Source organism: Arthrobacter sp. DualSoilB13 (assembly GCF_055389195.1).
This window is the reverse complement of the sequence record NZ_AP035865.1, coordinates 986,058-1,011,166: the sequence shown is the minus strand read 5'-3', so window position 1 is coordinate 1,011,166 and position 25,109 is coordinate 986,058. Positions and strand designations below refer to the sequence as shown.

General features: G+C 62.7%; 21 protein-coding genes and 1 tRNA gene. 11 read left to right on the top strand and 11 right to left on the bottom strand.

The genetic code is table 11. The annotated features are described in order from the left end of the window. Positions 1 to 4: 4 nt before the first annotated feature. Together pcrA and ACZ5J0_RS04835 are read right to left on the bottom strand one after the other, a co-directional pair. Positions 5 to 2,551, bottom strand: a complete 2,547-nt coding sequence (gene pcrA, locus ACZ5J0_RS04840; protein WP_464094296.1) for a DNA helicase PcrA — start codon at positions 2,549 to 2,551, stop codon at positions 5 to 7. A 78-nt stretch (positions 2,552 to 2,629) separates the two neighbouring features. Further along, positions 2,630 to 3,475 carry an inositol monophosphatase family protein gene (locus tag ACZ5J0_RS04835; protein WP_464094295.1) on the bottom strand — a complete coding sequence of 282 codons (846 nt, stop codon included), beginning with the start codon at positions 3,473 to 3,475 and terminating at the stop codon, positions 2,630 to 2,632. A gap of 33 nt (positions 3,476 to 3,508) precedes the next feature. On the opposite strand from ACZ5J0_RS04835, the gene ACZ5J0_RS04830 reads away from it, so the two are divergent. After that, entirely contained in the window at positions 3,509 to 4,135 is a 627-nt protein-coding gene (locus ACZ5J0_RS04830; protein WP_166841578.1) for a hypothetical protein, read from the top strand. Between the two features lie 79 nt (positions 4,136 to 4,214). On the opposite strand, the gene ACZ5J0_RS04825 is transcribed toward ACZ5J0_RS04830, so the two are convergent. Further along, on the bottom strand, positions 4,215 to 5,012 hold the full coding sequence (locus tag ACZ5J0_RS04825; protein WP_464094294.1) for a DUF998 domain-containing protein: 798 nt from the start codon (positions 5,010 to 5,012) through the stop codon (positions 4,215 to 4,217). Positions 5,013 to 5,120: 108 nt separating this feature from the next. On the opposite strand from ACZ5J0_RS04825, the gene ACZ5J0_RS04820 reads away from it, so the two are divergent. The 3 genes from ACZ5J0_RS04820 (at position 5,121) to ACZ5J0_RS04810 (ending at position 6,063) form a co-directional block, all read left to right on the top strand. Then, positions 5,121 to 5,193: transfer RNA gene (locus tag ACZ5J0_RS04820), tRNA-Arg, on the top strand. 1 nt (position 5,194) lies between these two features. After that, positions 5,195 to 5,653, top strand: coding sequence for a DUF6314 family protein (locus ACZ5J0_RS04815; RefSeq protein ID WP_464094293.1), 459 nt, complete (start codon positions 5,195 to 5,197; stop codon positions 5,651 to 5,653). After that, positions 5,650 to 6,063: an NUDIX hydrolase gene (locus tag ACZ5J0_RS04810; RefSeq protein ID WP_464094292.1), complete on the top strand. Its 414-nt coding sequence runs from the start codon at positions 5,650 to 5,652 to the stop codon at positions 6,061 to 6,063. The genes ACZ5J0_RS04815 and ACZ5J0_RS04810 overlap by 4 nt, the downstream gene beginning before the upstream one ends. 9 nt (positions 6,064 to 6,072) lie before the next feature. On the opposite strand, the gene ACZ5J0_RS04805 is transcribed toward ACZ5J0_RS04810, so the two are convergent. Continuing rightward, positions 6,073 to 7,986, bottom strand: coding sequence for an ABC transporter ATP-binding protein (locus ACZ5J0_RS04805; protein ID WP_464094291.1), 1,914 nt, complete (start codon positions 7,984 to 7,986; stop codon positions 6,073 to 6,075). 3 nt (positions 7,987 to 7,989) lie between these two features. After that, the gene (locus ACZ5J0_RS04800; protein WP_464094290.1) at positions 7,990 to 9,651 is read right to left on the bottom strand and encodes an ABC-F family ATP-binding cassette domain-containing protein; all 1,662 of its coding nucleotides are present in this window, start codon (positions 9,649 to 9,651) and stop codon (positions 7,990 to 7,992) included. Between the two features lie 209 nt (positions 9,652 to 9,860). Between ACZ5J0_RS04800 and ACZ5J0_RS04795 the strand changes: the two genes are divergently transcribed. From ACZ5J0_RS04795 to ACZ5J0_RS04765, 7 genes are all read left to right on the top strand, one after another. Beyond that, positions 9,861 to 10,583 (top strand): hypothetical protein, encoded by a 723-nt coding sequence (locus tag ACZ5J0_RS04795; RefSeq protein WP_464097215.1) that lies wholly within the window; start codon positions 9,861 to 9,863, stop codon positions 10,581 to 10,583. Further along, positions 10,580 to 11,287, top strand: coding sequence for a hypothetical protein (locus tag ACZ5J0_RS04790; protein WP_223941968.1), 708 nt, complete (start codon positions 10,580 to 10,582; stop codon positions 11,285 to 11,287). Before ACZ5J0_RS04795 ends, ACZ5J0_RS04790 begins: the two co-directional genes overlap by 4 nt. 228 nt (positions 11,288 to 11,515) lie before the next feature. Next, positions 11,516 to 12,331, top strand: coding sequence for an amino acid ABC transporter substrate-binding protein (locus ACZ5J0_RS04785; protein ID WP_142940073.1), 816 nt, complete (start codon positions 11,516 to 11,518; stop codon positions 12,329 to 12,331). Next, positions 12,332 to 12,991 carry an amino acid ABC transporter permease gene (locus ACZ5J0_RS04780; protein ID WP_166841587.1) on the top strand — a complete coding sequence of 220 codons (660 nt, stop codon included), beginning with the start codon at positions 12,332 to 12,334 and terminating at the stop codon, positions 12,989 to 12,991. Then, positions 12,978 to 13,784, top strand: coding sequence for an amino acid ABC transporter ATP-binding protein (locus ACZ5J0_RS04775; protein WP_142940075.1), 807 nt, complete (start codon positions 12,978 to 12,980; stop codon positions 13,782 to 13,784). The genes ACZ5J0_RS04780 and ACZ5J0_RS04775 overlap by 14 nt, the downstream gene beginning before the upstream one ends. 51 nt (positions 13,785 to 13,835) lie before the next feature. Then, entirely contained in the window at positions 13,836 to 14,747 is a 912-nt protein-coding gene (locus tag ACZ5J0_RS04770) for a hypothetical protein (RefSeq protein WP_464094289.1), read from the top strand. A 2-nt stretch (positions 14,748 to 14,749) separates the two neighbouring features. After that, positions 14,750 to 15,757 carry a hypothetical protein gene (locus ACZ5J0_RS04765; RefSeq protein WP_464094288.1) on the top strand — a complete coding sequence of 336 codons (1,008 nt, stop codon included), beginning with the start codon at positions 14,750 to 14,752 and terminating at the stop codon, positions 15,755 to 15,757. A 31-nt stretch (positions 15,758 to 15,788) separates the two neighbouring features. Here the strand turns inward: ACZ5J0_RS04765 and ACZ5J0_RS04760 are convergent, their stop codons facing one another. From ACZ5J0_RS04760 to ACZ5J0_RS04735, 6 genes are all read right to left on the bottom strand, one after another. Further along, positions 15,789 to 18,818, bottom strand: a complete 3,030-nt coding sequence (locus ACZ5J0_RS04760) for an alpha-mannosidase (RefSeq protein ID WP_464094287.1) — start codon at positions 18,816 to 18,818, stop codon at positions 15,789 to 15,791. A gap of 127 nt (positions 18,819 to 18,945) precedes the next feature. Continuing rightward, complete coding sequence (gene fdhD, locus ACZ5J0_RS04755) at positions 18,946 to 19,857, bottom strand: formate dehydrogenase accessory sulfurtransferase FdhD (protein WP_166841591.1); 912 nt, start codon at positions 19,855 to 19,857, stop codon at positions 18,946 to 18,948. Position 19,858: 1 nt separating this feature from the next. After that, complete coding sequence (locus ACZ5J0_RS04750) at positions 19,859 to 22,165, bottom strand: FdhF/YdeP family oxidoreductase (RefSeq protein WP_464094286.1); 2,307 nt, start codon at positions 22,163 to 22,165, stop codon at positions 19,859 to 19,861. Positions 22,166 to 22,216: 51 nt separating this feature from the next. Continuing rightward, entirely contained in the window at positions 22,217 to 23,575 is a 1,359-nt protein-coding gene (locus ACZ5J0_RS04745) for a molybdopterin molybdotransferase MoeA (protein WP_464094285.1), read from the bottom strand. Further along, the gene (locus ACZ5J0_RS04740; RefSeq protein WP_142940081.1) at positions 23,572 to 24,495 is read right to left on the bottom strand and encodes a DUF6457 domain-containing protein; all 924 of its coding nucleotides are present in this window, start codon (positions 24,493 to 24,495) and stop codon (positions 23,572 to 23,574) included. Before ACZ5J0_RS04740 ends, ACZ5J0_RS04745 begins: the two co-directional genes overlap by 4 nt. 42 nt (positions 24,496 to 24,537) lie before the next feature. Beyond that, a complete protein-coding gene (locus tag ACZ5J0_RS04735) occupies positions 24,538 to 25,038 on the bottom strand; it encodes an HNH endonuclease (RefSeq protein WP_142940082.1) in 501 nt (166 codons plus the stop codon). Between the last annotated feature and the right edge of the window lie 71 nt (positions 25,039 to 25,109).

Below are 25,109 nucleotides of genomic sequence, written 5' to 3'. Positions count from 1 at the left end.
GATTTCACGCATCCAACTTGGTCAGGGGCGCATACCGCAAGAGAAGTCGCTTTTCGCCGACGTCGAACTTCACCTTCGCCACCGTCTTGTCCCCCGAACCCTCGATGCCCAAGACCACTCCGTTGCCGAAGCTTGTGTGGTGGACCTTATCCCCCGCCACCACGGAAATAACTTCCTTTTGCGGCTGGACCCTGTTGCGTACGACGGCGGCCGGGACGTCGGCGTCGAACCCTGCGGTTGGGCTGGCGGCAGCACCGCGGGATGTGCCCGCACCCCAGAACGAACCACCGTAGCGGTTGGACCCGATGGGGGCGCTCCCCCAGCCACCTGCGGCCTGGCGACTCATTCCTTCGCGCTTCCACTCCACAAGTTCGGAGGGAATCTCTTCCAGGAACTGGCTGGCGGGGTTGTACTGGCTCTGGCCCCACATGCTGCGAACCTCAGAGCGCGTGACATAAAGGCGCTTGCGGGCACGGGTCAGGCCCACGTAGGCCAGGCGGCGTTCTTCCGCGAGTTCTTTGGGGTCCGTTGCCGAGCGTTGGTGCGGGAAGATTCCGTGCTCCATGCCGGTGAGGAAGACCACCGGGAACTCCAGGCCCTTGGCTGTGTGCAGGGTCATGAGCGTGACAACGCCCATCCTCTTGGCCTCAGCCACCGCGGCATCAATGTCCGCACCAGGGGCATCGGGAATCTGGTCGGCGTCTGCCACCAGGGAGACCTGCTCCAGGAACTCGCCGAGGGACCCGTCCGGATTATCGCGCTCGTACTCCCGGACCACGGCCACCAGTTCCGCGAGGTTCTCCACGCGGGATTCGTCCTGGGGGTCGTTGCTGGCGCGCAGGCCCGCCAGGTAACCGGTCTGTTCAAGGACGGCTTCGAGGGCAGCAGCGGCACCGGAGCCGGACGCCACCTCGGCGAGGTCATCCAGCAGCTTCACAAAGCCCAGGACGGCGTTGACCGAGCGGGTTGCCATTCCGGGAGCTTGGTCGGCGCGGCGTGCAGCGGCCATGAATGACGTGCGTTCCCGCTCCGCCAAAGCCGCAACTGCACCCTCGGCGCGATCACCGATCCCGCGCTTGGGTTCGTTCAATACGCGGCGGAGGTTGACGTCGTCGTCCGGGTTCACCAGGACGCGCAAGTACGCCAGGGCATCCTTGATTTCCTTGCGCTCATAGAACCGAGTACCGCCCACCACTTTGTAGGGCAAGCCCACACGGACCAGCACATCCTCAATGGAGCGTGACTGCGCGTTGGTGCGGTAGAAGATAGCGACGTCGCCGGGACGCAAGCCGTCCTCGTCCTGCAGGCGGTCGATTTCCTTGGCAATGAACTGGGCTTCGTCGTGCTCGTTCTCCCCCACGTAGCCAACGATTTTCTCGCCGTCTCCCTCCGCTGTCCACAAACGCTTTTCCTGGCGGTTCGGGTTACGGGAAATCACCGAGTTGGCGGCGCTGAGGATGTTCTGTGTGGAGCGGTAGTTCTGCTCAAGTTTGATGGTGCGGGCGTTCGGATAGTCGGCCTCGAACTCCACGATGTTGCGGATGTCCGCGCCGCGGAAGGCATAAATGGACTGATCGGAATCGCCCACCACAGTCAGTTCGCTGGGCGCAACGTCCGTATCCGTTCCCAAACCCACGATTTCCCTGACCAGTGCGTACTGGGCGTGGTTGGTGTCCTGGTACTCGTCAACCAACACGTGCCGGAAACGGCGCCGGTAGGATTCCGCGAGCGCCGGAAAGGCCCTGAACATGTACACGGTTTCGGCGATGAGGTCATCGAAGTCCATGGCGTTGGCTTGCCGGAGACGCTGCGTGTAGCCCTTGAAGACCTCTGCAACGGCGCTTTCAAAGGGGTCGTTATGGTTTGCCGAGGACACGTAGGAGTCGGCATCGATGAGCTCGTTCTTGAGCGCGGAAATCTTGTGTTGGATGGCCTTTGGCGCAAACTTCTTGGGATCGAGGTCCAGGTTCTTGGCCACCAGGGTGATCAGGCGCAATGAATCAGCGGAGTCGTAAATGGAGAAGTTGGAATTCAGGCCCACGTTGGCCGCTTCCCGGCGCAGGATACGTACGCAGGACGAGTGGAAGGTGGAGATCCACATGCCCTTGGCCCGGGGTCCCACCAGGGCTTCGATGCGTTCCCGCATTTCGGCCGCCGCTTTGTTAGTGAAGGTGATGGCCAGGATTTCGCCGTGATGGGCACGCTTGGTGGCAATGAGGTAGGCGATCCTGTTACTGAGCACACGGGTCTTGCCGGAGCCCGCGCCTGCAACGATCAGCAGGGGGCTTCCGGCGTGTTTCACAGCTTCTTCCTGCTGTGGATTCAGTCCCTGGAGCAGGGCATCGGCAGTGGGTAAGCCGTGGGTTCCGCGGTGGTCCCACCCTCCCGGTGCACCCTGGCCCGGAAGGTCTTTTGACTCGCCGGCGCCTTCCTGAAGGCGGGGCCCGGAGGAGCCACCGCCGGAGGGGGAAAGCTCCGGGGCAGCCTTGAGTGCGGCTTTGGTGCCTGCTTTGAAGGGTCCGTCTGCGTAGGGGTCAAACAACATATCCATGGTGCCTACCAGTCTAGGCGGTGCCTCTGACACTCTACGTCGCGCCGGATCCGGTGTGCTGGTGCCCTCCGAAACGCCCTACGCAAATTGGGGAACAGAGGTGAGGGCAGCGCTCAACTCACGGACCGCCGTCGGGCCTCCTGCCACGAACCAGTTCAGTCCGTTGACCTGCACGACGGCGGTGTCCCCGCCGGCCGCGCGGACGATCGCTTTGCCGGGAAGCCAGTCCCATTCCGGACAACTGTGCTGGAACCAGCAACCGAGCTCCCCGTCAGCAACCCTGCCGAGGTCGCAGGAACCTGAGCCGAACATGCGCAGTGATGCCGCGGAAACTGCAGCCGCGTGCCACGGCATTGCTGCGCGGGGGTCCGCCAGCCAGGTGGGATGGATGTAGGTGGCGGCGGAGATTTGGCTCACGGGGAGGTCACCGAACCCGGAAATCGGCTCGTCGTTCAGCGTGGAAGGGCGATCCTGGCCGCCAAGCCAGAGCTTGTCCAGTTCGGGCTGATAGATGGCCCCCAGCAGCACCTCGGGATCGGCAACCGGGTGACCGCCGTGGTCTGCATCATCGCGCTTAAGGGCGATGGCCGAGCACCAGTACGTGGAGCCGTGCAGGAAATTGTAGGTGCCGTCCACGGGGTCGATCACCCAGGTCCGGCCGCTCGTGCCGGCAACGGAGGCCCCCTCCTCGCCCAGAATGCCATCCTGGGGACGGCAGCGCCGCAACTGTTCCAGGACGTAAGCCTCAGCTGCGTGATCGGCCGCAGTAACGACGTCGGACACTGAGGTCTTGCGTTCACCCTGTAGCCCGCCCATCCGCATGAGCAGCGCCAGCTGGCCTGCTTCGCGAACCAGGGCGCTGGCCAGTTGGTAGTCATCCAGTGATGGATCGAGTTCAGTTGCTGTGTGCCTGCCAGTGGTCATGGATCCAGCTTATGTGGCGGGATAATGAATGACATGGCCAAGACACCCGCCCAGCGCATCAAGAAGCACGGAGCAAAGGCAGTGGTCCCCGACCACTCGCTGCCTCCCGTGATCAACAACACCACGCAGCGCACCCCGCAAAAGGCGCAGAGCAACTCCAAGCTCATTGTGATCGCGGGCGTGGTGGCCAGCCTGTTCCTGTTCTGGTACCTGCACCTGCTCACCTTGAACCAGATGACGCAGCTCTCCGGCGGCCTGGCCATGCCTGATTCGCTGATCGGTGGATTCTCGCAGGACTACATCGTCCAGCTCCGGGAGGCCATGGACGAGTCAGCCCGAGGCCAGCTCAACTACGTCCACAAGACCGCCGGCACTCTGTTTCCGCTGATCTTCGGCTTCAGCTGGCTCCTGTTGATTGGCACCAATGTGGCGCGAAAGTCATGGCGTTGGGCCCTGTGGGCTGCTCCCCTGCTGTTCGCGGTGGCTCACCTGTGGTCCAACGTGGCCATCGACTCGGTGCTCGCTGCCGAAGCGCCCGACGCCGGTTCGGTGGCGTTGGCGTCAGCAGTCACGGTTGCGTCCTGGGTACTGTTCCTTCTCAGCCTGGTGTGCGGCGTGGTAGCCGTGTTCCTTGGACGAAAGAGTGCGAAGCCCGCTTGACCACTCGTCCGCGGCGGCGCACCCGTTTCCGCCCAGCGCACCCGGCCCCGGCCCCGGCCCCGGCCCCGGCCAACAAGACTCAGCGCGCACCCGCCCCTGCCCGCGCCAGTTTCCGTTCCGTGTGCGTACGCTGGGCAATTACCAGGCCCGCAGCTGCCAGGCCAATGGTCACCGGGTAGCCCATGAACCTCTCCAGCAATCCCGGCTGCGGCACGTCCATTCCCGTGATTGCGCCGATCACGAGTGCCCCAATGCACGTCAGCCCGCACGCAGCGAGGAACCAACTGATCGGGGTTTGCCGGAACCACAGGACTCCCAACAGCAGGAGGGCAAAGCCGCCGGCGATGAAGTACATCAAAGCGCCGGCGAAATGCCAGGGAGAGCCCAAGTCCTCCGGAACCAGACCCACAATTACCGTTCCTACCCCCGCAACAGCGGTGAGAATCCGGATAGCAACGGCCAAGATCCAGGGCACGGTCAGGACGCGTGCAGGAAGGGAACCCTCCGAAACAGCCCGGAATCGCCGGGCTTGCACGCCGGGCCGCGCAGCTACGCTCAAGAGCCCGGCTGTCAGGAACAGCGAGCCAAGGACCAACGCCAAGCCCTGAACCACGAACGAGGCATTCATCAGCAGATGCAGCGGCGAGCACACGGCCCTGTCCTCATAAATGCCGCAAGAGACTGCCCCGAGGTCGCTGATGAATCCCGTGGCCCTGCTGTACGGCTCCGGGCCTGCCCAGGCATCGATCACAACGGCTTCAGCCACGAAGTACTGGACCACACTCAGTTGCGCCCACCCTCCGATGTTCGCCCTGATGCTGCGGGTATTCGGACGGAAGGATCCAGCTGTTGCCGGTGCAGTGACGTGCCCTTTCATGAACGTCAGCCTAGCGGTGTTCGGGCAGCGCCCCGGCAGCTTGTATGCTTGTAGTCGTGTCCGGGCCCTTGAGCTCCAGCAGTGGGATTCAGAGTCATGGACGCACAGGCCCTCGTAGCTCAGTGGATAGAGCACGGCTCTCCTAAAGCCGGTGTCGTTGGTTCGATTCCAATCGAGGGCACTTGAACCACCAGCAGCCCGCCCCGGACTTGCAGGCCTACCTGGCCGGCAGCTGGCGCGTGGAGCGGACCCTCCTGGACCGGACGTCCGGCACCAACGGAACCTTTACCGGCGTCGTGCGCTATACCCAGAACCCCGACGCCGGGCTGGACTACCGCGAAGACGGAACCATGAACTGGCCAACCCATTCGGGTCCGGCGTTCCGTGAGTATCTCCTGAAACCCGGAGCATGCCCGGATTCGATGGAAGTGTTCTTCCCCGACGGCAGGCCTTTCCACGTGATGAGCTTCTCCGAACAGGTCAACCAGGATAAGCACTGGTGCGACCCCGACGAATACCGTGTCAAGTACGTTGTGGAGGGACCTGACTCGTTCAGTTTCACTTGGGATGTTCGCGGGCCGGCGAAAAATCTGCTGCTGGAATCGCACTTAGTCCGAATCGAAGCCGGGAGGCAACCATGAGCGGAACCGGCACGGACCTGATTGTCGTCAGCGCCGTCTGCGTCTACAACAACGCCGGCCAACTGCTGACTGTCCGCAAGCGCGGCACAGATAAGTTCATGCACCCGGGCGGCAAGCCCGAGCCCGGCGAAACCGCTGCTGAAGCCGCTTCCCGGGAGCTCTTGGAGGAAGTAGGCATCGCGGTAGCACCGAAACTCCTGGAGCCGTTCGGCGTGTGGTTGGCTGAGGCAGCCAACGAGGCCGCGACCAATATCGAGGCAACGGTCTTCACGGCCCCCGGAACGTGGGACGCGCATCCTTCAGCGGAAATCGCGGAGATCCGCTGGCTGGACCTGGACGCGCCGCTGCCCACCGACCTGGCACCGCTGCTGACGGACCACGTCATCCCGCTGCTGACCCCGCCCACGTAGGGGCAGCGTTTACAGCTCCGGGACCGCTTCCTGCGCCACAGCGGTGGCCTCAGCGAACTGGGTTTGGTAGAGCTCCGCGTAGCGTCCATCCGCAGCAAGCAGCTCAGTGTGCGTGCCACGCTCCACGATCCTGCCGTCCTCAACCACCAGGATGGCGTCTGCGGCACGGATGGTGGACAAGCGGTGCGCAATCACGACGGCGGTGCGCCCCTCGAGTGCCTCGCCCAAGGCCGCTTGGACGGCGGCTTCATTGGTGGAGTCCAAGGCTGCCGTGGCTTCGTCGAGGATCACAACACGGGGCTGCTTGATGAGCAACCGTGCAATGGTGAGCCGTTGGCGTTCACCACCGGAGAGACGGTAGCCGCGCTCCCCCACCACTGTTTCCAAGCCATCGGGCAGAGACCGGATCATGGGCTCCAGGCGTGCCCGCCGGAGCACATCCCACATGTCGTCCTCGGTGGCATCCGGCCGGGCGAGGCGCAGGTTGGAGGCGATGGTTTCGTGGAAGAGGTGGCCGTCCTGGGTGACCATGCCCATGGTGTCGCGCAGGGAGTCGAAACTGAGGTCGCGAATGTCCACGCCTGTTCCAGGTGCCTGCCCCCCGAGGCGCACGGCGCCGGAGTCGACGTCATACAGGCGCGAGAGCAGCTGCGCCACCGTGGACTTGCCGGCACCTGAGGAACCCACCAAGGCAACAGTCTGCCCAGGTTCAACCCTGAAACTGACTCCGTGCAGGACTTCCTCCCCGCCCCGGGTATCCAAGGTGGCCACGTCCTCAAGGGAAGCCAGCGACACCTTTTCGGCCGAGGGATAGGAGAAACGGACGTCGTCGAATTCCACGGCAACGGGGCCTGCGGGCACGGAAACAGCGTCCGGTTTCTGGGTGATCAGCGGCTTTAGGTCCAGAATTTCGAACACCCGCTCGAAGCTGACCAAAGCACTCATGATTTCCACGCGGGCGTTGGAGAGCGCCGTCAGCGGAGCGTAGAGCCTTGTCAGAAGAAGTGCGAGCACCACAACATCGCCGGGTGCGAGCTGCCCACCGATTGCCAGCCAACCGCCCAAACCGTAGACCAAGGCGAGCGCCAGGGCAGAGACCAGCGTCAGGGCCGTCACGAAGGTGAACTGCAGCATGGCAGTCCGGACGCCAATATCCCGGACCCTGCCGGCACGCTCGGCGAACTCCCGGGATTCTTCATCCGGGCGGCCGAACAACTTCACCAACGTGGCTCCCGGGGCGGAGAACCGCTCCGTCATCTGGGTTCCCATGGCGGCGTTGTGCGCGGCAGCTTCGCGGCGGAGGTCCGCCAGTTTGGAGCCCATCCGCCTTGCTGGGATCAGGAAGATCGGCAGCAGCACCATGGCCAGCACAGTCACAAGCCAGGACGTGTTCAGCATGACCACCAGCGTGAGGACCAGGGCCACCACATTGCTGACCACACCTGACAAGGTGCCGGCGAAGGCGGACTGCGCCCCGATGACGTCGTTGTTCAAGCGGCTGACCAACGCACCGGTCCGTGTTCGGGTGAAAAACGCGATGGGCATGCGCTGCACGTGATCGAACACGCGCGTGCGAAGGTCAACAATGACGCCCTCGCCGATGATCGAGGACAACCACCGGGTCACCAAGCCCACACCCGCCTCGCCCACGGCGACGATGGCAATCAGGACCGCCAACCAGATCACCGTGCCCACGCCGGCGTTGGCAATGATGGCATCCACCACCTGGCCAGCCAGCACGGGAGTAGCCACAGCCAGGAAAGCACCCGCGATCGAAGCGATCACAAAGGCAATGAGCTTGCCCTTATGCGGCGCAGCAAAAGCCATGACCCGTTTCAGGGTTTCCTTGGAGAACGGCTTGGAACCGCTCTTGGCAGTGGTGATGTTGTACAGCGAGCTCCAGGCCACGCGGTCCATGCTCATGGGTTACTTCTCCTGGCTTGGGGTGTGATGAAGCTCTTGCACTTGGCCGTTTTCCAAGTGCCAGCGCGAATCGAGCCGAACGTTTTCCAATAAACGGCGATCATGGGTGACCAGCAGGAGTGCGCCCTCGTAGCTTTCCAGTGCCTCCTCCAATTGCTCAATGGCCGGAAGATCCAAATGGTTGGTGGGCTCGTCCAGCACCAGCAGGTTCACGCCGCGGGCCTGCAGCAACGCAAGCGCAGCACGGGTTCGCTCCCCCGGGGACAGTGAATCCACGGTCCGGGACGTGTGGTCGGCTTTGAGGCCGAATTTGGCCAACAGGGTGCGGACATCTGCACTGTTCCAGTCCACCAGCACAGCTTCAACGGCGTCGCCAAGGTGCCGCCCGCCGTCGAGCAGTCCGCGCGCCTGGTCGATTTCGCCAATGGCCACGGAGGCACCCATGGAGGCGTCGCCGTCGTCCGGTTCCTGGGTCCCCAGCAGCAGGCGCAACAGCGTTGATTTGCCGGCACCGTTCGGTCCGGTGATGCCGATCCGCTCGCCGCCGTTGAGTTGCAGGTTCACCGGACCCAGCGTGAAGTCGCCTTGGCGCGCGACGACGTTGCGCAAGGTGGCGACGACGGCACTTGAGCGGGGTGCCTGGCCGATGCTGAACTGCAGCTGCCACTCTTTGCGAGGTTCTTCCACCTCGGTGAGCCGGGCGATGCGGGACTCCATCTGGCGGACTTTCTGTGCCTGTTTCTCGGACGATTCACTGCTCGCTGCGCGCCGGATCTTGTCATTGTCCGGGTTCTTCTTCATCGCGTTCCGGACGCCTTGGGAGCTCCACTCGCGCTGGGTGCGTGCCCGGGAGACGAGGTCGGCCTTGGTGTTGGCGAACTCTTCGTACCGTTCCCGGGCGTGGCGCTTGGCCACGGCGCGTTCTTCGAGGAACGCTTCATAACCGCCGTCGTAGACGGCTACGGAGTTCTGGGCGAGGTCCAGCTCCACCACGGTGGTGACGCAGCGGGCCAGGAATTCGCGGTCGTGCGACACCAGGATGACACCACCCCGAAGGCCTTGGACGAAGGCCTCCAGCCGGGCGAGTCCGTCAAGGTCAAGATCGTTGGTGGGTTCGTCCAAAAGGACGACGTCGAAGCGGCTAAGCAGCAGAGCGGCCAAAGCCACGCGTGCAGCCTGCCCGCCGGAAAGCCCCGTCATCAGGGCATCGGCGCCGAGGTCCAGGCCGAGGTCCGCCAGCACGGCCGGGATCCGGTCCTCCAGGTCGGCAGCACCGGAAGCCATCCACCGATCGAAGGCCAACGAGTACGCGTCGTCAGCTCCGGGAGCTCCCGAGCCAAGGGCTTCGGCTGTGGATTCCATCTCGGTTGTCGCCTGGGCACAGCCGGTTCGCCTGGCAATGTAGGCGGCGATTGTTTCGCCGCCGGTGCGCTCATGTTCCTGCGGCAACCAGCCCACAAAAGCATCCGAGGGCGCAAGGCTGACGGTCCCAGCCTGCGGCTGGTCCACTCCTGCCAGGATGCGAAGCAGCGTGGATTTACCAGCACCATTAGCTCCCACCACGCCCACAACATCGCCCGGCGCAACGGTCAGGGAGAGGTCCGCGAAAAGCGTGCGGTGGCCATGACCACCGGCAAGATCCTTGGCCACCAAAGTTGCAGTCATTGTCTATCCTCCAGCAAGGGAACGCAGAAATTCAGGCCGCGATTCCCGCGGGCATGGAAAAACCCGCTGGTCCGGACTTGGGGGGTGTACGGACCAGCGGGTTCAATCATCAAGCATAATTCAATGTGGCGTCGGCGTAAAATCGTTTCGTACTCCCACTTAGGTCTCATCGTGTCTTTGCCTTCGCGGCCCATCCAGGAAAGTTCTCCATGCCCTTACAGTCCAAGGCGTTCCAGCGCTGGCTTCATGGTGTTGTACCCGATGCCAGCACCGCTGACGTCTGCAGGATCGCGGGCATCAAGCGGACAACGTTGGCCCAACAGCTGGTCCGCGGCAAGGTTGCCGAATCCACCTTGGTGAGTATCAGCCGCGGCTTCAACATCAATCCGGTACAGGCCCTGTCCACTTTTGACCTTTACGCCGATCTTCGGGGCGATCCCATTCCCCCCACGCCCTGCGAGCTCGTCAGCCAGGTGGCCACTATCGACCTGCTGCGAGCAGTAGTTGACCGCAGCGAACCCGGCTCCGCCCCCGCCCCGCGCCTCTCGGAACCACCCCACCCCACCTCCGTGCGGAACTGGGTGGACGCGATCGACGACGGCGAGTTGCGGCACCGGGTCAGCGACACCACTGGGATTGCGCCGCAGAACTTCTCCGCCCACCTGACCGCCAACAGGCTCCCGCCCGAATTGGCGATCGCCACCTCACGCGCCGCCGGGGTGGGACCTGCGGGCGGGCTGGTGGCTGGTGGGCTGATTACGGAGGCCGAAGCCGGATGGCCGCCCAATTCCCGGCAGGAAGCGCTGGATAAGTTGTCACAGGGCAGACTGGTGACGTTGGCCGGCGAACGTCTTTTGGCGCTCGGCAAAACACTGCGCCGGCAGGAACAAGACCAGGAACGAACTGAACGAATTTGGGAGAACCTCGGATGACGGCTGTCCTGCCCTGGGTCACGCTGGTGGTGTGCCTGGCGATAACCCTGGCCCGGGTTCCCAGCGCGTTACGGGGTGAAAACCGCGAGGTTTTCTACATTTTTGCACTGATCTCTTTGAGTATCTTCATCAGCATCGAGGCCCCCTACCTGGTCATTGACGGGTGGTTGGGCGGGATGAACATCTGCAATCTTGTCCTCCGTTTCCTGCTGTACGGAACCTTCTACTTCATGGGCATCAAGATCGCCACGGCTTTCGGCTCACCCGCTGCCGTGAAAGCAATCCGAGGACCCCTCGGCATCACCGCCGCCATCCTTGTGGGTGTTTTGACCATCTACTTCTTCCTCATCACGGATACAGCGGGATCATCGGCCGGTATGAGCGGCCTGCGCTGGGGGCCCTCATTGGAGGCTTACGCCTTCATGGGACGCCTCTACCCCGGCTTCGTTGCCGCCTGCCTGGTCCCCGCCATCTGGCGCACCGTAGTGAGCACAGCCCCAGTCCTGCTGCGGATCGCCTCGGCGGTGCTCCTGCTCGGCCTGTCGCTTCTCCTGCTGTCCCAGCTGTTCCCCCTGATCCCGTTCTCCGAGGCGTGGTTGCGGGTTCTTATCAACTACTCAGCGGCCACTTTCACGGCTACTGGGCTTGCCGGTATTTGGGTCTCCAAGGCATTCGCCCGCCGGAAGACGCGACTTTCGGCGTAAGACTTTCACAAAACCATTAGATCGTGGCACAATCATGAATGTGTGAACGCGGCTTGCAGCCTGACACCGGAATCAGAGAACGGGTTTCCGGTGGATGTGGCGCCCACGTGATCACAATTGGGGGGATGAGTGGTGGCGGGCTGTTGGGGACCGCCCCCACTCAGCCTTTTTAACGCGGCTTTGCACGCCGCCGCCACCCCCGCCCCGGGCGGTGACTAAGATGGCTCCATGAACAGCCTTCGTACCCGCCGCTCTGTCCTCGCAGCAACCGTGGCCGCGGCCGCCCTTGCACTTTCCGCGTGCGGCGGAGGGTCCGCGCCCGCCCAGTCCGGTGGCGATACCTCCCTTTCCGACGTCAAATCCAAGGGCGAACTCGTGATCGCCACCGAAGGTACGTACCGTCCCTTCAGCTTCCACGCTGACGGCGCAGGCGAGCTCACAGGTTTTGATGTGGAGATCGCCCAGGCGGTGGCCGGGAAACTCGGGGTGAAGGCCACCTTCCAGGAGACCCAGTTTGACGGCATCTTTGCAGGTTTGGAGTCAAAGCGCTTTGACACCATCGCCAACCAGATCTCCATCAATGACGAACGCAAGGCCAAGTACGATTTCTCCACCCCGTACACCATCTCCACCGGTGTTGTGGTCACGAAGTCGGACAACAACAGCATCAACAGCTTTGCGGACCTCAAGGGCAAGACCACCGCGCAGTCACTGACCAGCAACTTCTACAAAATGGCCGTTGAAGCCGGTGCCAACGTCCAGGCAGTGGAAGGCTGGGCACAGTCCGCCACGCTGGTGCAGCAGGGACGCGTGGATGCCACTGTGAACGACAAGCTCACCTACTTGGACTACGCCAAGAACACGCCCGACTCCGGCCTGAAGGTGGCGGCAGAGGCCCCGGAGAAGACCGAGAGCGCCATGGTGTTCCGCAAGGGCTCCACGGAGCTCACTGCAGCTGTGGACAAGGCACTGGCCGATCTCCAGGCTGATGGCACGCTGGCTAAGATCTCGGAGAAGTACTTCGGCGCGGACGTCACCAAATAGATGAACTGGGACCTCATCTGGAGTTCCTTCGGTCCGCTGATCACCGGCGCCGTCACGGGGACCATTCCCCTCACGTTGGCCTCCTTCGCCATCGGCCTCGTCCTCGCGCTGGTGGTTGCCCTGCTTCGGTTGAGCCCCAACATTGTCCTGTCGGGCATCGGCCGTTTCTACGTCTCGGTCATCCGCGGCACCCCGTTGCTGGTGCAGCTCTTTGTGATTTTCTACGGGCTCCCCAGCATCGGAGTGAAGCTTGACCCCTGGCCCAGCGCCATCATCGCCTTCTCACTGAATGTGGGCGGGTACGCCGCGGAGATCATCCGTGCGGCCATCCTGTCCGTGCCTAAGGGCCAATGGGAAGCCGGCCACACCATCGGCATGTCCCGGCCGCAGGCACTGGTGCGGATCATCCTTCCCCAAGCGGCACGGGTGTCCGTTCCACCGTTGTCCAACACCTTCATTTCACTGGTGAAGGACACCTCCCTCGCCTCACTCATCCTGGTCACCGAACTGTTCCGCAACGCCCAGCAAATCGCTGCGTTCAGCCAGGAGTTCATGGCCCTTTACCTCCAGGCTGCCCTGGTTTACTGGGTCATTTGCCTGGTCCTTTCCACGGCCCAATCCGCGGTGGAAAAGAGATTGGACCGCTATGTCGCCCACTAACGAATCCCTACAGCAGCCGCCCGTCGCCTCAGTCCTGAAGGCGCGGAGCCTGGCCAAGGCCTTCGGAAGCAACGTCGTTTTGCGCGACATCGACATCGACATCCGGCGCGGTCAGGTAGTGGCACTGATCGGGCCATCGGGCTCGGGCAAGACCACGGTCCTGCGTTCCCTCAACGGCCTGGAAATTCCCGACGCCGGAACGGTCACCTTTGGAAGCGGCGATGCCTCAGCAGAGCTCGCCATAGACTTCGGCGCCAAGGTCGGGAAGAAGGAGGTGGCTGCCCTCCGGGACCGCAGTGCCATGGTCTTCCAGCATTACAACCTGTTCCCTCACATGACCGTGTTGAAGAACATCATTGAAGGCCCCGTCCAGGTACAAAAACGGCCGCGCGCTGAGGCCATTGCCGACGCCGAACGCCTTCTGGAGCGCGTTGGCCTGGCCGATAAACGCGACGCCTACCCCTTTGAACTCTCCGGCGGCCAGCAGCAGCGCGTGGGGATCGTCCGGGCGTTGGCCCTCAAGCCCCAGCTGCTCCTCTTCGATGAGCCCACCTCGGCGCTGGACCCCGAGCTCGTGGGGGACGTGCTGGGCGTCATCAAAGAACTCGCCGAAGAGGGCTGGACCATGGTGATCGTTACCCATGAGTTGGCCTTTGCCCAGCATGTGGCGGATGAGGTAATTTTCATGGACGGCGGCGTCGTGGTGGAACGCGGGCCGGCAGCTGAGGTGTTGCGGGAACCGCGGCAGGAGCGGACCAAGCTCTTCGTGAAGCGGCTCCAGCACGACGTCTAGGTTGTTAGCCAGGATTTGTCAGGTTTCGCAGGATCCAAGCAGTTCGCAAATATGGGGGATAAATCCTTGGAAGAGACAGCCAGCGCGCCCGGCAGGGGTAGCTCCAAACGCACGGCAATCATTGCTGTTCTCCTCGTCGCGGCGTTGGTGGCCGTCGGGATTGGCACGTGGTTTGCCCTTTCCCGTCCGGCCGGAACAGACCGCGCAGACGTGCTCCGTTTGGACAAGCACCGCGTCATTGTGGACAACTCCATGAATCTGTACGATCCCCTCGTCCAACAGTTCTCCGGACGGTACTCGAACGCCATCTCCGAAAAAGCAGGACAGCCTGAAGAGGAGAAAGTCCTCAGCCTGGACCGTGAACGGATAGTACGCGAGTCCGCGGCAAACCGTGACCGGCTGGAGCAAATGTCAGAATCGCCGGCCCTGAAGGATCAAGAAGTCGCCGAATCCTTCAACCGCTTCAAGGATCAGTACACTGCGGTGATCGCGTACAACGATCAATTGCTGATCAACACTGCCAACATTTACCGGTCTGTAGGCGGTCCCTGCGCGGCCCTGCATTCATCACTGAACGTGGCCAGCGAGTCCTACTCCGAGGACTATGTCAAGAGTGCAGATGAGTGCCTGGCAGCCCTTGGCACAGCCAAGGACGGCGCCGACGCCGAGACTACTACCCTGCTCACGGAGGTGGAGTCCGTCATCCGTGGACAGCGGGACAAGCAACAGGAAGTGCTCAACAGCAAGGACCCCTTGGAGCGCCTCGCCAAGAGCACCGTTGCCGCCGTTGCACTATTGGATATCAATGAGGCATTCGGCAAGGCGCAGGCAACTTATGAAACTGCCAGCAAAGACAAATACACAAAAATCATTGAAAATGCCAACAGCTCAAACACCGAATTGGAAGGCGTCCTTAAGAAGAGCCTTGAGCAATTCGATGCCGCGTCCGGTGAGGGGAAATAGCCATGACCATTGAGCCTGTTCGCAAGAAGCGCCACCCGGTCCTGGTTGCCCTCACCCTCGCCGTCGTGCTGGCCTTGATTGCCTCGGCTGTGGTGATTTCCGTGAGCACCATGACCGCTCAGCAGCGCAGGGAAAGCCTGGTCCTCCTCAAGGATGAGCGCCTGACGGCACTCGATGAGGCCAGAGGCAAGATCCAGCCCGCCGTGAACACCTACCTGGCCGCGTACAAGAAGGCCCGCAATGCCCCCGCGTCACGTGAGGAAGCTGAGAAAGGCTCCGCCAAGGAACGGGACGACTTCCAGCAGGCCATCAACTCCGCCCGCACGGCCTTGAACGAAGTGCAGACCAGCGACACCGCCGGCGCAGAAGACAAAACGGTCTCCGGCGCAGTAGCTATGCTGGGCGATTCCTACCAGGCCTACCTCGACTCCATGGAAGGACTGGTGGAGTCCTACCCTCTGTTCGAAGGCCTCTTCAGGCAGGACGCCGGGTGCAGCGGACTCTTTGTGGGCTCCAAAGCAGCCAACCTCCGGGAACGCCAAACACTCCTGGCACAGGCAGCAGTCCAGTGCCGCGAAGCCGTAAACCAACTCAAACAATCGAAGAACGTGTCCTACGTAGAGTTTGCCCGCACACTGGACAACCAGATTGCCCAGTTGGAAACACATGCTGAAACAACGGCAAAGTCCGAGGAAAACTACAACGAATTTGTCCGGCTCAAGGACGAGTACGTCAAGAAGATCGATGACGCCACCGCCCGGAATGCCCCCGACGCGGAATACCGTACGATTGCCGACGAACTCAAAGCCCTCAACACCCGGATAAAAAACAACAGGTCAGAGTTCGACTTTGCAGCCAAGCGCTACGTCAACGGTGTGAGGGACATGCCCACTTTGGTTGAAGATGTGTTCACAAAAGACGTCGCAGACCAGATCAAACACCACGACGCCGTGATCCCCATCCGGGTGCAAGTGCTCAAAGATGCCCTCGACGCGGAACTGGCGGAGTAACCCAACAAACGCAGTAACTCCGCCAGCCACCTCAGCGAACGAGCCTGATCGTGACCAGCTGGAAGGGCCGTAGTACCAGTTTGACCACGGGGCCTTCCTCCACGGTCACGCCGGGGGTTTCGGTGGTGCGCTCCAGCAGGTCTGTGGCCATCGCATCCGAGCTCTCAAAGTTGGCCCTCAGGGTTCCCGTTGAACGCTCCCCTAACGATTCATAGAGCCGGACAATAACGTCACCGGAGCCATCCTCGGCTAGCTTCACCGCTTCCACCACAATGGCAGGGTTAGACACGGAGAGCAGGGGTTCCACCGATTGTCCGCCTGTGACGAACCTCGGCTTCAGGTTGGTGCGGTAGCCCTCTTCCACGGCATCAGCGATCGCAGCACCGGGCCTGATGGACAACTCGAGCGTGTGTTCGCCCCGATCTGCTTCCGGGTCCGGGAAACGCGCCGAACGCAGCAGCGAGGTGCGGACCGTCGTCGTGGTTCCGCCATCGGCACGGACCGCCCGGGTGACGTCGTGCCCGTAGCTGGAGGAGTTGCTCACTGCAACGCCGTAGCCGGGCTCGGCGACGTGGATCCAGCGGTGGGCGCAGATCTCGAACTTGGCAGCTTCCCAGGAAGTGTTGGTGTGCGTCGGGCGGAAGACATGGCCGAATTGGGTCTCCGACGCTGAACGGTCCGCCCTGACGTCCAGCGGGAACGCGATTTTGAGCATCTTTTCGCGTTCCTGCCAGTCCACCGTGGTGCTGATACCCAGCGACGCCGCACCGGCGTCGAGAGTCAGGCGTTGCGTGATGGTGGAGGCACCTACCGTGCGTTTGACCACCACGACGACGGCCTCCGCCGAACGCTCAACGTCGATCGCATCCGCGTGGGTCAACGGGGTGACGTTACGGCGGTAGAACTCCTCGATGTCCCAGGCATCCCACTCATTCGGGGTATCGCGGAACAGCTCCAGCAGGTTACCGGTGTGCCCGGGGGCGATGGCGTCCCTCCCGCTCGCGTGGTCCACCAGCGATGTCAGGAGTCCGTCACGGTTCAGGACGGCCCGGATGATGCCGTTGTCCAGGACGTAGGCGTCGTCGAGCTCGTCCACCTGGACGCCGGACTCCGGTGCTGTGGCCTCGGCCGCCCCCAGTGCTGGGACGCCGTCGCGCTGATGCGGAGCGGCGTTCAGCAGGAACTGCTGATCACCTTCCCCCACCAAGGCCTGGGTGGCGTGGCTGATGATGCCCTCAAGGTCCCGGGCTATGGCTTCATAGTTCCGTTCAGCGTCCTGGTGGACCCAGGCGATGGAGCTGCCGGGCAGGATGTCGTGGAATTGCTGGAGGAGGACCAGCCGCCAGAGTCGCTTGAGTTCGTCGGCGGGATAGGCGTAGGCCCCGCCCAGGCGGACGGCGGCCGTGGCGCACCAGAGCTCCGCTTCGCGAAGGAGATGTTCGCTCCGACGGTTGCCAAGCTTGGTCTTTGCCTGGCTGGTGTACGTGCCGCGGTGCATCTCCAGGTACATTTCACCCACCCAAACCGGCAGATTGGTGTACTCGGCCTCAGCTCGGATGAAGAAGTCCCGGGCTGCGCCCATCCGGACCTTCGGGGAGCCTTCCAAATCCGCCGTACGATGCGCAGCGGCGACCATTTCGCGAGTAGGTCCTCCACCGCCGTCGCCATAGCCGAACGGCACCAGCGACATGGTTCCGCGGCCGTGATCACGGTAATTGCGCTCCGCGTGGGCCAGTTCGCGTCCGTGCAGCTCAGCGTTGTACGTATCCACCGGCGGGAAGTGGGTAAACAGCCGGGTGCCGTCGATGCCTTCCCAAGCAAAGGTGTGGTGAGGCATCCTGTTGACTTTGTTCCAGGAAATCTTCTGGGTGAGGAACCACCGCGAGCCGGCTTCCTTGACGATCTGCGGGATGGCGCCGGAGTAACCGAAGGAATCGGGCAGCCAGGCTTCCTGGCACTCGACGTCGAACTCGTTGAGGAAAAAGCTCTTTCCTTCCACGAACTGGCGGGCCATGGCCTCGCCGCCTGGCATGTTGGTATCCGATTCCACCCACATGCCACCGACTGGAACGAACTGGCCGCCTTTTACCTTTTCCCTGATGCGCACAAAGAGCTCTGGGAAGAACTCCTTCATCCACGCCATTTGCTGGGCCGAGGAACAAGAGAACACGAAGTCGGGGTCCTCATCCATCAACGCCACCACGTTGGAGAAAGTGCGGGCACACTTACGAATGGTTTCGCGGACGGGCCACAGCCAGGCGGAGTCGATGTGTGCGTGGCCGGTAGCCAACAGTTCATGGGCCGAGGCATATGCGGGACGGCTAAGGACCTCGGCCAGCTCAGCACGGCCTGCGGCAGCGGTTCCGGCGACGTCGTCCGGGTCCATGACGTCCATCATGCGTTCAAGGGCGCGCAGGATCTCATGGCGACGCGGCATTTCCATGGGAAGTTCGTGCATCAGACCGCTGAGCGTCCAAATGTCCTGGTTGAGTTCCCACACGGTTTCGTTCAGTTCAGCGATGGCGATGCGGCCAAACCGGTATCGGGGCTCATCACCGGAGGTGGCTTTATCCCCCAGCAGGGTGGGGGCGAACGACCAGCCCTGGGCGACGTCTGGATTGGCTGCGGCCTCCACGTAGAAATCCACGGATTGACCTCCACCCAGAAGTTTGAGCGGCACATGGTAATTCCGTGGCGAAATTGCCTTAATGATGCTTCCATCAGCGCGCCACGCGGTGCCTTCACACTGGAACCCGGGGACATCGCTGTTGAATCCAAGATCAACAATGATCTCCACCGTTGTGGATTCAGCCATGCCCCAGTCCTGCGGTACCTCACCCTGCAGGCGCAGCCATTTGGTGCTCCACGCCTTACCCCATGCAACGCCGGGTTCCTGCGGTGCATAGACCTGGCGCAGCGCCTCGGCGGCCGGCACTGGCTCGCCAGGCGCATCCCAGCTGCTCAGCTGAAGCGGGATCGCCCTGCCATAAATGGCCGGAAGAATGCGTTCCCGAACAAATCGGTCGAGACGCTGTTCAGTGATCCGGCGGTCGTCGTGCAATGAGTTCCCCTTTGGGCGTTCGCTGGGTAGTTAGCTTGGTTACCGCGACCCGGTAGTGCTGGGTGCGGACGGCGAATGTGGCATCGCCACGCTTCCAATCGATGGATAAAATCTACGTTGTTCCAGCTTAATAGCCAAGTGACTGTGGGCTATCACCAACGGACAACGGGTCCGCATCCGGGGCTTCGGCAACCACTCTGTCCCGTCCGGCGTACACATTGAGGCTGAGCCCACGGCTGAAGCCGGCCAGCGTGATTCCCGTTTCCTCCGCCAGTTCCGCCGCGAGGCTGGACGGTGCGCTCACGGCGGCCAGCACAGGGATACCGGCCATGGCAGCTTTTTGGACGAGTTCGAACGAAGCCCTGCCGGACACCTGAAGCACCGTCCCTTTCAGCGGGAGCATACCGGCGCGCAAAGCCCAGCCCACCACCTTGTCCACGGCGTTGTGCCTGCCTACGTCCTCGCGGAGGCACAGCAACTCGGTGGTGCCGTCGTCGTGGATCCTGAAAAGTCCCGCGGCGTGAACGCCACCGGTCTTATCAAAAACAGCCTGTGCCTCGCGGAGGCGGTCCGGGAGGGCAGCCAAGGCCCGGACCGGGACCGTCACATTATCCTCGCGCGGGCTGTGGTGCGAAGACTTGCGGACGGCCTCGATGGAATCCGTACCGCAGATTCCGCACGAGCTGGAGGTGTACACATTGCGGCCGGTGTCGGGCCGTTCCACGTCCGGTCTGAGCTGGGCATCCACCACGTTGAAGGTCTGCACCCCGTTTTCGTCCTCCCCGGAGCAGAAGCGCTCCGAGATCAACTGTCCGGGCTCCCAGATGATCCCTTCGGACACCAGGAACCCCGCGACGAGATCGAAGTCGTCTCCGGGTGTTCGCATGGTCACGGAAAAGGACATCTCGCCCAAGCGGATCTCCAGCGGCTCCTCAACGGCCAGGACGTCTTCCTTGAACCGGACGGGATGCTCCAATGCCTGGGGCGAGCCGTCCAGGACAAATTTGTGCACCTTGCGGCGCTGGGTTACACGTCCCATATCAGGATCCGTTCTCCTCATGCTGGATAAAGCGCACGGTCATGGCTTTGTACCCGGGGGTGTTGGATTCCCGTGCCACCAGTTCGCGATGCACCAGGGCGTTGGCCTCCGGGAAATACGCTGCGGCACAGCCCTTGGCCGTGGGGTACCCGATCAGCCGGAACTTGTTGGCACGCCGTTCAGTTCCCGCGAAGGTGGAGATGACGTCCACCAGGTCCCTGTCCTCGAAGCCAAGTTCCAACAGGTCATCCGGGTGGACCAGGATTACACGACGCCCCTCCGAGACGCCCCGGTAGCGGTCATCCAAACCGTAGAAGGTGGTGTTGTATTGATCGTGGCTGCGAACCGTCTGGAGAATCAGGTGGCCCGCCGGCGCTTCAAGGTACTCCAGGGGCCGCACGGAGAAACGTCCTTTGCCGATGTCCGTGGCGAAGGTGCGGGTATCGCGCGGCGGGTTGGGTAGGACGAAGCCATTCTTGGTTCGAACCCGGGCGTTGAAGTCCTCAAAGCCGGGGATGACGCGTGAGATGTGGTCCCGGATGACGTCGTAGTCCTCGGCCATGGCACGCCAGTCCACACTATGGTTGTCCCCCAGCGTTGCTTGCGCCATGCGTGCCACGATCACCGGTTCGCTCAGCAGGTGCTCGGACACGGGCTCCAGCCGCCCCTGTGTTTTGTGGATGACGGACATGGAGTCCTCCACGGAGAGGAATTGTTTGCCCTTGGGGTGCTTGTCGTCTGTATCCGTCCGGCCCAGCGTGGGCAGGATCAGGGACGTTTTGCCGTGCACCACGTGGGCGCGGTTGGGCTTGGTGGAAATGTGGACCGTCAGTCCGGCTTTCTTCAAGCCTTGCTCCAAGGCAGCCGTGTCCGAACCCGCGGCTGCGAAGTTTCCGCCCATGGAGACGAAAACGTCCACCTCGCCCTTTTCCAGGGCGTGCTGGGTTTCCACGGAGTCATAGCCATGATCCCGGGGCATGTGGAAGCCGAATTCGGCATCCAGCGCGGCAAGGAAGGATTCCTTGGGTTTCTCCCAGATGCCCATGGTGCGGTCGCCTTGGACGTTCGAGTGGCCCCGCACGGGGCAGGCACCGGCTCCACGTTTGCCGAAGTTGCCCTGGAGCAGAAGGAGGTTAATGATCTCCCGGAGTGTATCCACCGAGTGCGGCTGCTGGGTCAAACCAAGGGCCCAGCAGATGATGGTTGCCTTCGAGGCCGCCAACATCGCAGCCGCCTTGGTAATCTCCTCCCGGCTCAGCCCTGTTGCCCGCTCCGTTTCGTCCCAGTCCAGAACCGAACGGGCTTCCTGGTAGGCGGCGAAACCTTCGGTCTGCCCGGCTATGAAGGAATGGTCGACGACCGTCCCCGGGTTCCGTTTCTCTTCCTCCAGGAGCAGGTGGCCGAGCGCCTGGAAGAGGGCGAGGTCGCCGCCGACCTTGATCTGCAGGAACTCATCGGCAATGGTGGTCCCACCGCCAATCATTCCGTTGAGGGACTGGGGGTCCTTGAAGTTCAGGAGGCCGGCTTCGGGAAGCGGGTTGACCGCAATGATTTTGCCGCCGTTGTTCTTGCAGTCGCGGAGGGCGGAGAGCATGCGCGGATGGTTGGTTCCGGGGTTTTGGCCCACTACCAGGACCAGCTCCGCGTGGTGGATGTCCTCCAACGACACAGTGCCTTTTCCGATCCCGATGGTGGGGTTGAGGGCACTACCGGATGACTCATGGCACATGTTGGAGCAGTCGGGGAGGTTGTTGGTTCCGAGGCTTCGGGCAAACAGCTGGTACATGAACGCTGTCTCGTTGGCCGTCCTGCCGGAGGTGTAGAACACGCACTTATCCGGGGTTGTGGCGTTGATGTGTTCGCCGATCAAGGCAAAGGCGTCGGCCCATGTGATGGCCGAATAGTGAGTGTCACCCGGTTTGATGACCACAGGCTCGGACAATCTTCCCTGGCTCCCCAGCCAGTACTCTGTTTTGTCCTCAAGTTCTGCCAGGGAATGCCTGGCCCAGAATTCGGCACCGACTGTCCTGGTGGTACTCTCTTCGGCGATCGCCTTGGCACCGTTTTCGCAAAACTCTGCGGGACTGCGTTTGCCCGTGATTGATTCCGGCCACGCACAGCCCGGACAATCGAACCCGTCATGCTGGTTGACCCTGAGCATGGAACGAACCGTGCGGCTCACGCCGGCCTGGGCATAACCTCGTTCGAGGGCAACCGTGACAGCTTTGAGGCCTGCCGCGGCTTGTTTGGGCGGGTGGATCTGCAGGTCATCTTCATTGATGTCCTGTTCGGGAGCAAGCCTGTTCATGTGTCCATCATTGCACTTTGTCAGCAGAGCCAAACCCCTTCATGACGCGCCTCAGGTGTCCAACGCACTCCAGTCCACAGGGCCGGAAGGAGCCTTCCTTTGTTGCCGAGGCACGGCCTTGCGGCTCTTCTCTTCCGGCGCCTTCGGCACGGGAAGCGCTTTTCCCCAGGGTACGGCGAAGGCGGGCACCGCTTCGCCCAGCTGGACACCATGCGGCGGCACCACCATGACCCCGTCGGCGCCGGCCAGGCCACGCATCATTCCAGGGCCTGCATGATTGGCTGGCGACGCCAACCCATACACCAGCTTGAACGGCATCAGGCGGGTGCGACCGGGCTCAGCATCAAGGGTGGTGCCACAGGGAACCTCGCCCACCTCCTCCAAACGGCCATGGCCCAAGGCCGCCAGCAGCGGTCCACCCACGGTGAACAAAGCCATCATGGCCGCCAGCGGATTTCCAGGCAGGCCCACCACAAACCGACCATCGGGCAACTCTGCCAACACCGCCGGATGTCCGGGACGCATGGCGATCCCATCAATCAGCAAATTCCCGCCAAGTTCAGCTACGGCTTTGCGTAGGTGGTCCGTTCCAGAGCGTCCCGTGCCGCCCGTGGTAATAACGACGTCGGCAGGAGGTTCCGCTTCACCGAAGTGGTCCCCGGGTCCCGGCTCGTCCAGCGTTGGCTCGGTGTCCTGGAGTGCGTCGATCCACTCCTCATAGCTGTCACCCACCCTGAGCTGCTCCCCGGCAATGCCGCCCAAAAGCTCCACCACGGCGCCCAGCTGCGGACCGAAGGTATCCCTGACCTGGCCGGGCAAGGGAACACCGTGAGCCACTACTTCCGAGCCCGTCAGGAGGAAACGGACCAAGGGTTTTCCGAGCACCACAAGATGGTCCAGGCCCGCAAGCGCTGCCAAGGCAATATGGGCCGGATTCAGCACCGTGCCGGCCTTGAGCAGGACATCACCCTCAGCGGCCTCTTCCGCAGCCTTTCGGATATGTTGGCCGTTGCGGGGCTCCCCCGGTTTGGCGCTGCCTCCCAGCGCAAGAACCGGCAGGCCATCCTCGTCAGTAGCTATCACGCCGCTTTCACTGCGCAGTACTGCCTTGGCACCGGGCGGAATAAGCCCGCCCGTAACTATGGGACTGGCCTGGTGCGGTGCAAGCCTCTGCCCCGGTTCGCTGAGGATCCACGGACCGCTGCCGTTAATGGCCCATCCATCCATGGCGGACGACGCATAATGGGGCATGTCCTGCACTGCCAGGGCATCCGAAGCCAGGGTGCGCCCGAGCGCTGAGCTGAGCGGCACGGGGCCCGACGGAATGGGTGTGGCGACGTCGAACGCACGCTGCCGGGCCTCATGCCATGTGTGCGCCGCGTGATGGCCCTCGTTGGGGGCCTCCGTCATTCCGGGCCGGTCCCGGACTCCGAGTACTCCCGGGCAATTTTGCGGGCCAGTTCCAAGGCAGCGTTCATGGATGCGTCATCGCTGGCCTGGCCAATTCCGCGGGCCATTCCGGCCGCGTAACCTGCAATAAACGTGGTCAGGGGTGCGGCGGGGCGCACCACGGAATGTGCTGCTACTCCAGCCACCGCGAGGACCTCGTTGATGTCCACTTCCACGCCCTCAAGCTCGAATGCCTGAAGCAGTGTCCGGCACCATTCCTCGAGCGTCTCTTCCTGGCTCTTCACGTCCGCCTCCAACTCGTAGTCAATGCCCAAGGCCGCAGCGTCCTCCCATGTATCCACGTCATCGGTGGACCCAGCGGGGACTTCAACGTCCAGCACGTTCAGCCTAGCAAGCAGGCGGAACACTGATGAGTTCGTTAACCCGGAACCTCCCGAAGCTACGGCCACTTCCCTTTCCAGGGCCTCTGTACTGTAGGCCCCCAGAAGTGGCTGCTTCCGGCCGTCGGCAGAGACGGCCATGGCTCCTTCCATTCCGGGACTGGACTCAAGAGCTGCCCAAAGGAGGCCAACACCGCGGGATGCATGCGGCATATCGCAGGCAAGCACCAACGTCCATGGAGTGCTCCTACCGCCATTCTTCAGCGCGCTCAAGCCGGCCGCGATGGCAGCTGCCGGCCCTGCGAATACAGGTTCTTCGCGTGTCCGCAGAACAGCGTCCGGTAGGTTCCCGGTGCCTCCTGGCTCGCCGCCGCCTGAGCCGGGCTCATCCGGCCCCACCACAACCACCGCCGAAGCACCCCGGGCAGCCTGAAGTGCGAGCGAAAGGAGGGTGTCGCCGTCGTACTTCAACCATGGCTTGGGCACGCCGCCGAGGCGGGTGGCCCTGCCACCCGCCAAAATCACGGCGTTGAACTCCATCCGCCCAGACTACCCGGGCGGCCGGAGGTCAGCAGAAATCGATCAGGCAGCGGATTCCGGCAAAAGGAACGGGTCCCAGTCCGGCGCAGGTTTCTCGAGTTCTTTGATCTGCCACATGGTTCCCTGGGGCACCCCGGGTTTGAAACGGAGCTTCCAACCCATTTCAGCCAGTGTGTGGTCGCTTTTGGCGTTGTTGCATTTCAAGCACGCCGCAACCAGGTTTTCCCAGGAATCCGCGCCGCCCCTGGATTTGGGGTGGACGTGGTCTATGGTGTGGGCTGTTTTGCCGCAATAGGCGCACCGGTGACCGTCGCGGCGAAGCACCCCGCGGCGGCTCACGGCGGTGACCTTGTTGTACTTGGGACGTATGTAGCGGTTAAGGAGAATCACGGACGGGCGTCCAAGAATTTCCTGTGGCCCGACGACAGGCTCGTCGCCTTCGGCCACTACGCTAGCTTTCCCAGTGAGCACAAGGACCAGCGCCCGGCGGAATGTTATTACCGCCAGCGGTTCATATCCAGCATTCAGAACGAGTGTGCGCATGCACGTACCTCTTCACGGCCGCACCCGTCAGGGGCACGAGGGCCGGCTGCCCTCTGCATGTACGGGCTGTG

Bases quoted from the DNA above. Each gene is read 5' to 3' on its own strand.
- ACZ5J0_RS04785 (WP_142940073.1), top strand. From the start codon at position 11,516: ATGAACAGCCTTCGTACCCGCCGCTCTGTCCTCGCAGCAACCGTGGCC.
- ACZ5J0_RS04765 (WP_464094288.1), top strand. From the start codon at position 14,750: ATGACCATTGAGCCTGTTCGCAAGAAGCGCCACCCGGTCCTGGTTGCC.
- fdhD (WP_166841591.1), bottom strand. From the start codon at position 19,857: ATGGGACGTGTAACCCAGCGCCGCAAGGTGCACAAATTTGTCCTGGAC.
- ACZ5J0_RS04825 (WP_464094294.1), bottom strand. From the start codon at position 5,012: ATGAAAGGGCACGTCACTGCACCGGCAACAGCTGGATCCTTCCGTCCG.
- ACZ5J0_RS04740 (WP_142940081.1), bottom strand. From the start codon at position 24,495: ATGGAGTTCAACGCCGTGATTTTGGCGGGTGGCAGGGCCACCCGCCTC.
- ACZ5J0_RS04805 (WP_464094291.1), bottom strand. From the start codon at position 7,986: ATGAGCATGGACCGCGTGGCCTGGAGCTCGCTGTACAACATCACCACT.
- ACZ5J0_RS04770 (WP_464094289.1), top strand. From the start codon at position 13,836: ATGGGGGATAAATCCTTGGAAGAGACAGCCAGCGCGCCCGGCAGGGGT.
- ACZ5J0_RS04745 (WP_464094285.1), bottom strand. From the start codon at position 23,575: ATGACGGAGGCCCCCAACGAGGGCCATCACGCGGCGCACACATGGCAT.
- ACZ5J0_RS04790 (WP_223941968.1), top strand. From the start codon at position 10,580: ATGACGGCTGTCCTGCCCTGGGTCACGCTGGTGGTGTGCCTGGCGATA.
- pcrA (WP_464094296.1), bottom strand. From the start codon at position 2,551: ATGGATATGTTGTTTGACCCCTACGCAGACGGACCCTTCAAAGCAGGC.
- ACZ5J0_RS04750 (WP_464094286.1), bottom strand. From the start codon at position 22,165: ATGAACAGGCTTGCTCCCGAACAGGACATCAATGAAGATGACCTGCAG.
- ACZ5J0_RS04780 (WP_166841587.1), top strand. From the start codon at position 12,332: ATGAACTGGGACCTCATCTGGAGTTCCTTCGGTCCGCTGATCACCGGC.
- ACZ5J0_RS04795 (WP_464097215.1), top strand. From the start codon at position 9,861: ATGCCCTTACAGTCCAAGGCGTTCCAGCGCTGGCTTCATGGTGTTGTA.
- ACZ5J0_RS04800 (WP_464094290.1), bottom strand. From the start codon at position 9,651: ATGACTGCAACTTTGGTGGCCAAGGATCTTGCCGGTGGTCATGGCCAC.
- ACZ5J0_RS04835 (WP_464094295.1), bottom strand. From the start codon at position 3,475: ATGACCACTGGCAGGCACACAGCAACTGAACTCGATCCATCACTGGAT.
- ACZ5J0_RS04735 (WP_142940082.1), bottom strand. From the start codon at position 25,038: ATGCGCACACTCGTTCTGAATGCTGGATATGAACCGCTGGCGGTAATA.
- ACZ5J0_RS04810 (WP_464094292.1), top strand. From the start codon at position 5,650: ATGAGCGGAACCGGCACGGACCTGATTGTCGTCAGCGCCGTCTGCGTC.
- ACZ5J0_RS04775 (WP_142940075.1), top strand. From the start codon at position 12,978: ATGTCGCCCACTAACGAATCCCTACAGCAGCCGCCCGTCGCCTCAGTC.
- ACZ5J0_RS04830 (WP_166841578.1), top strand. From the start codon at position 3,509: ATGGCCAAGACACCCGCCCAGCGCATCAAGAAGCACGGAGCAAAGGCA.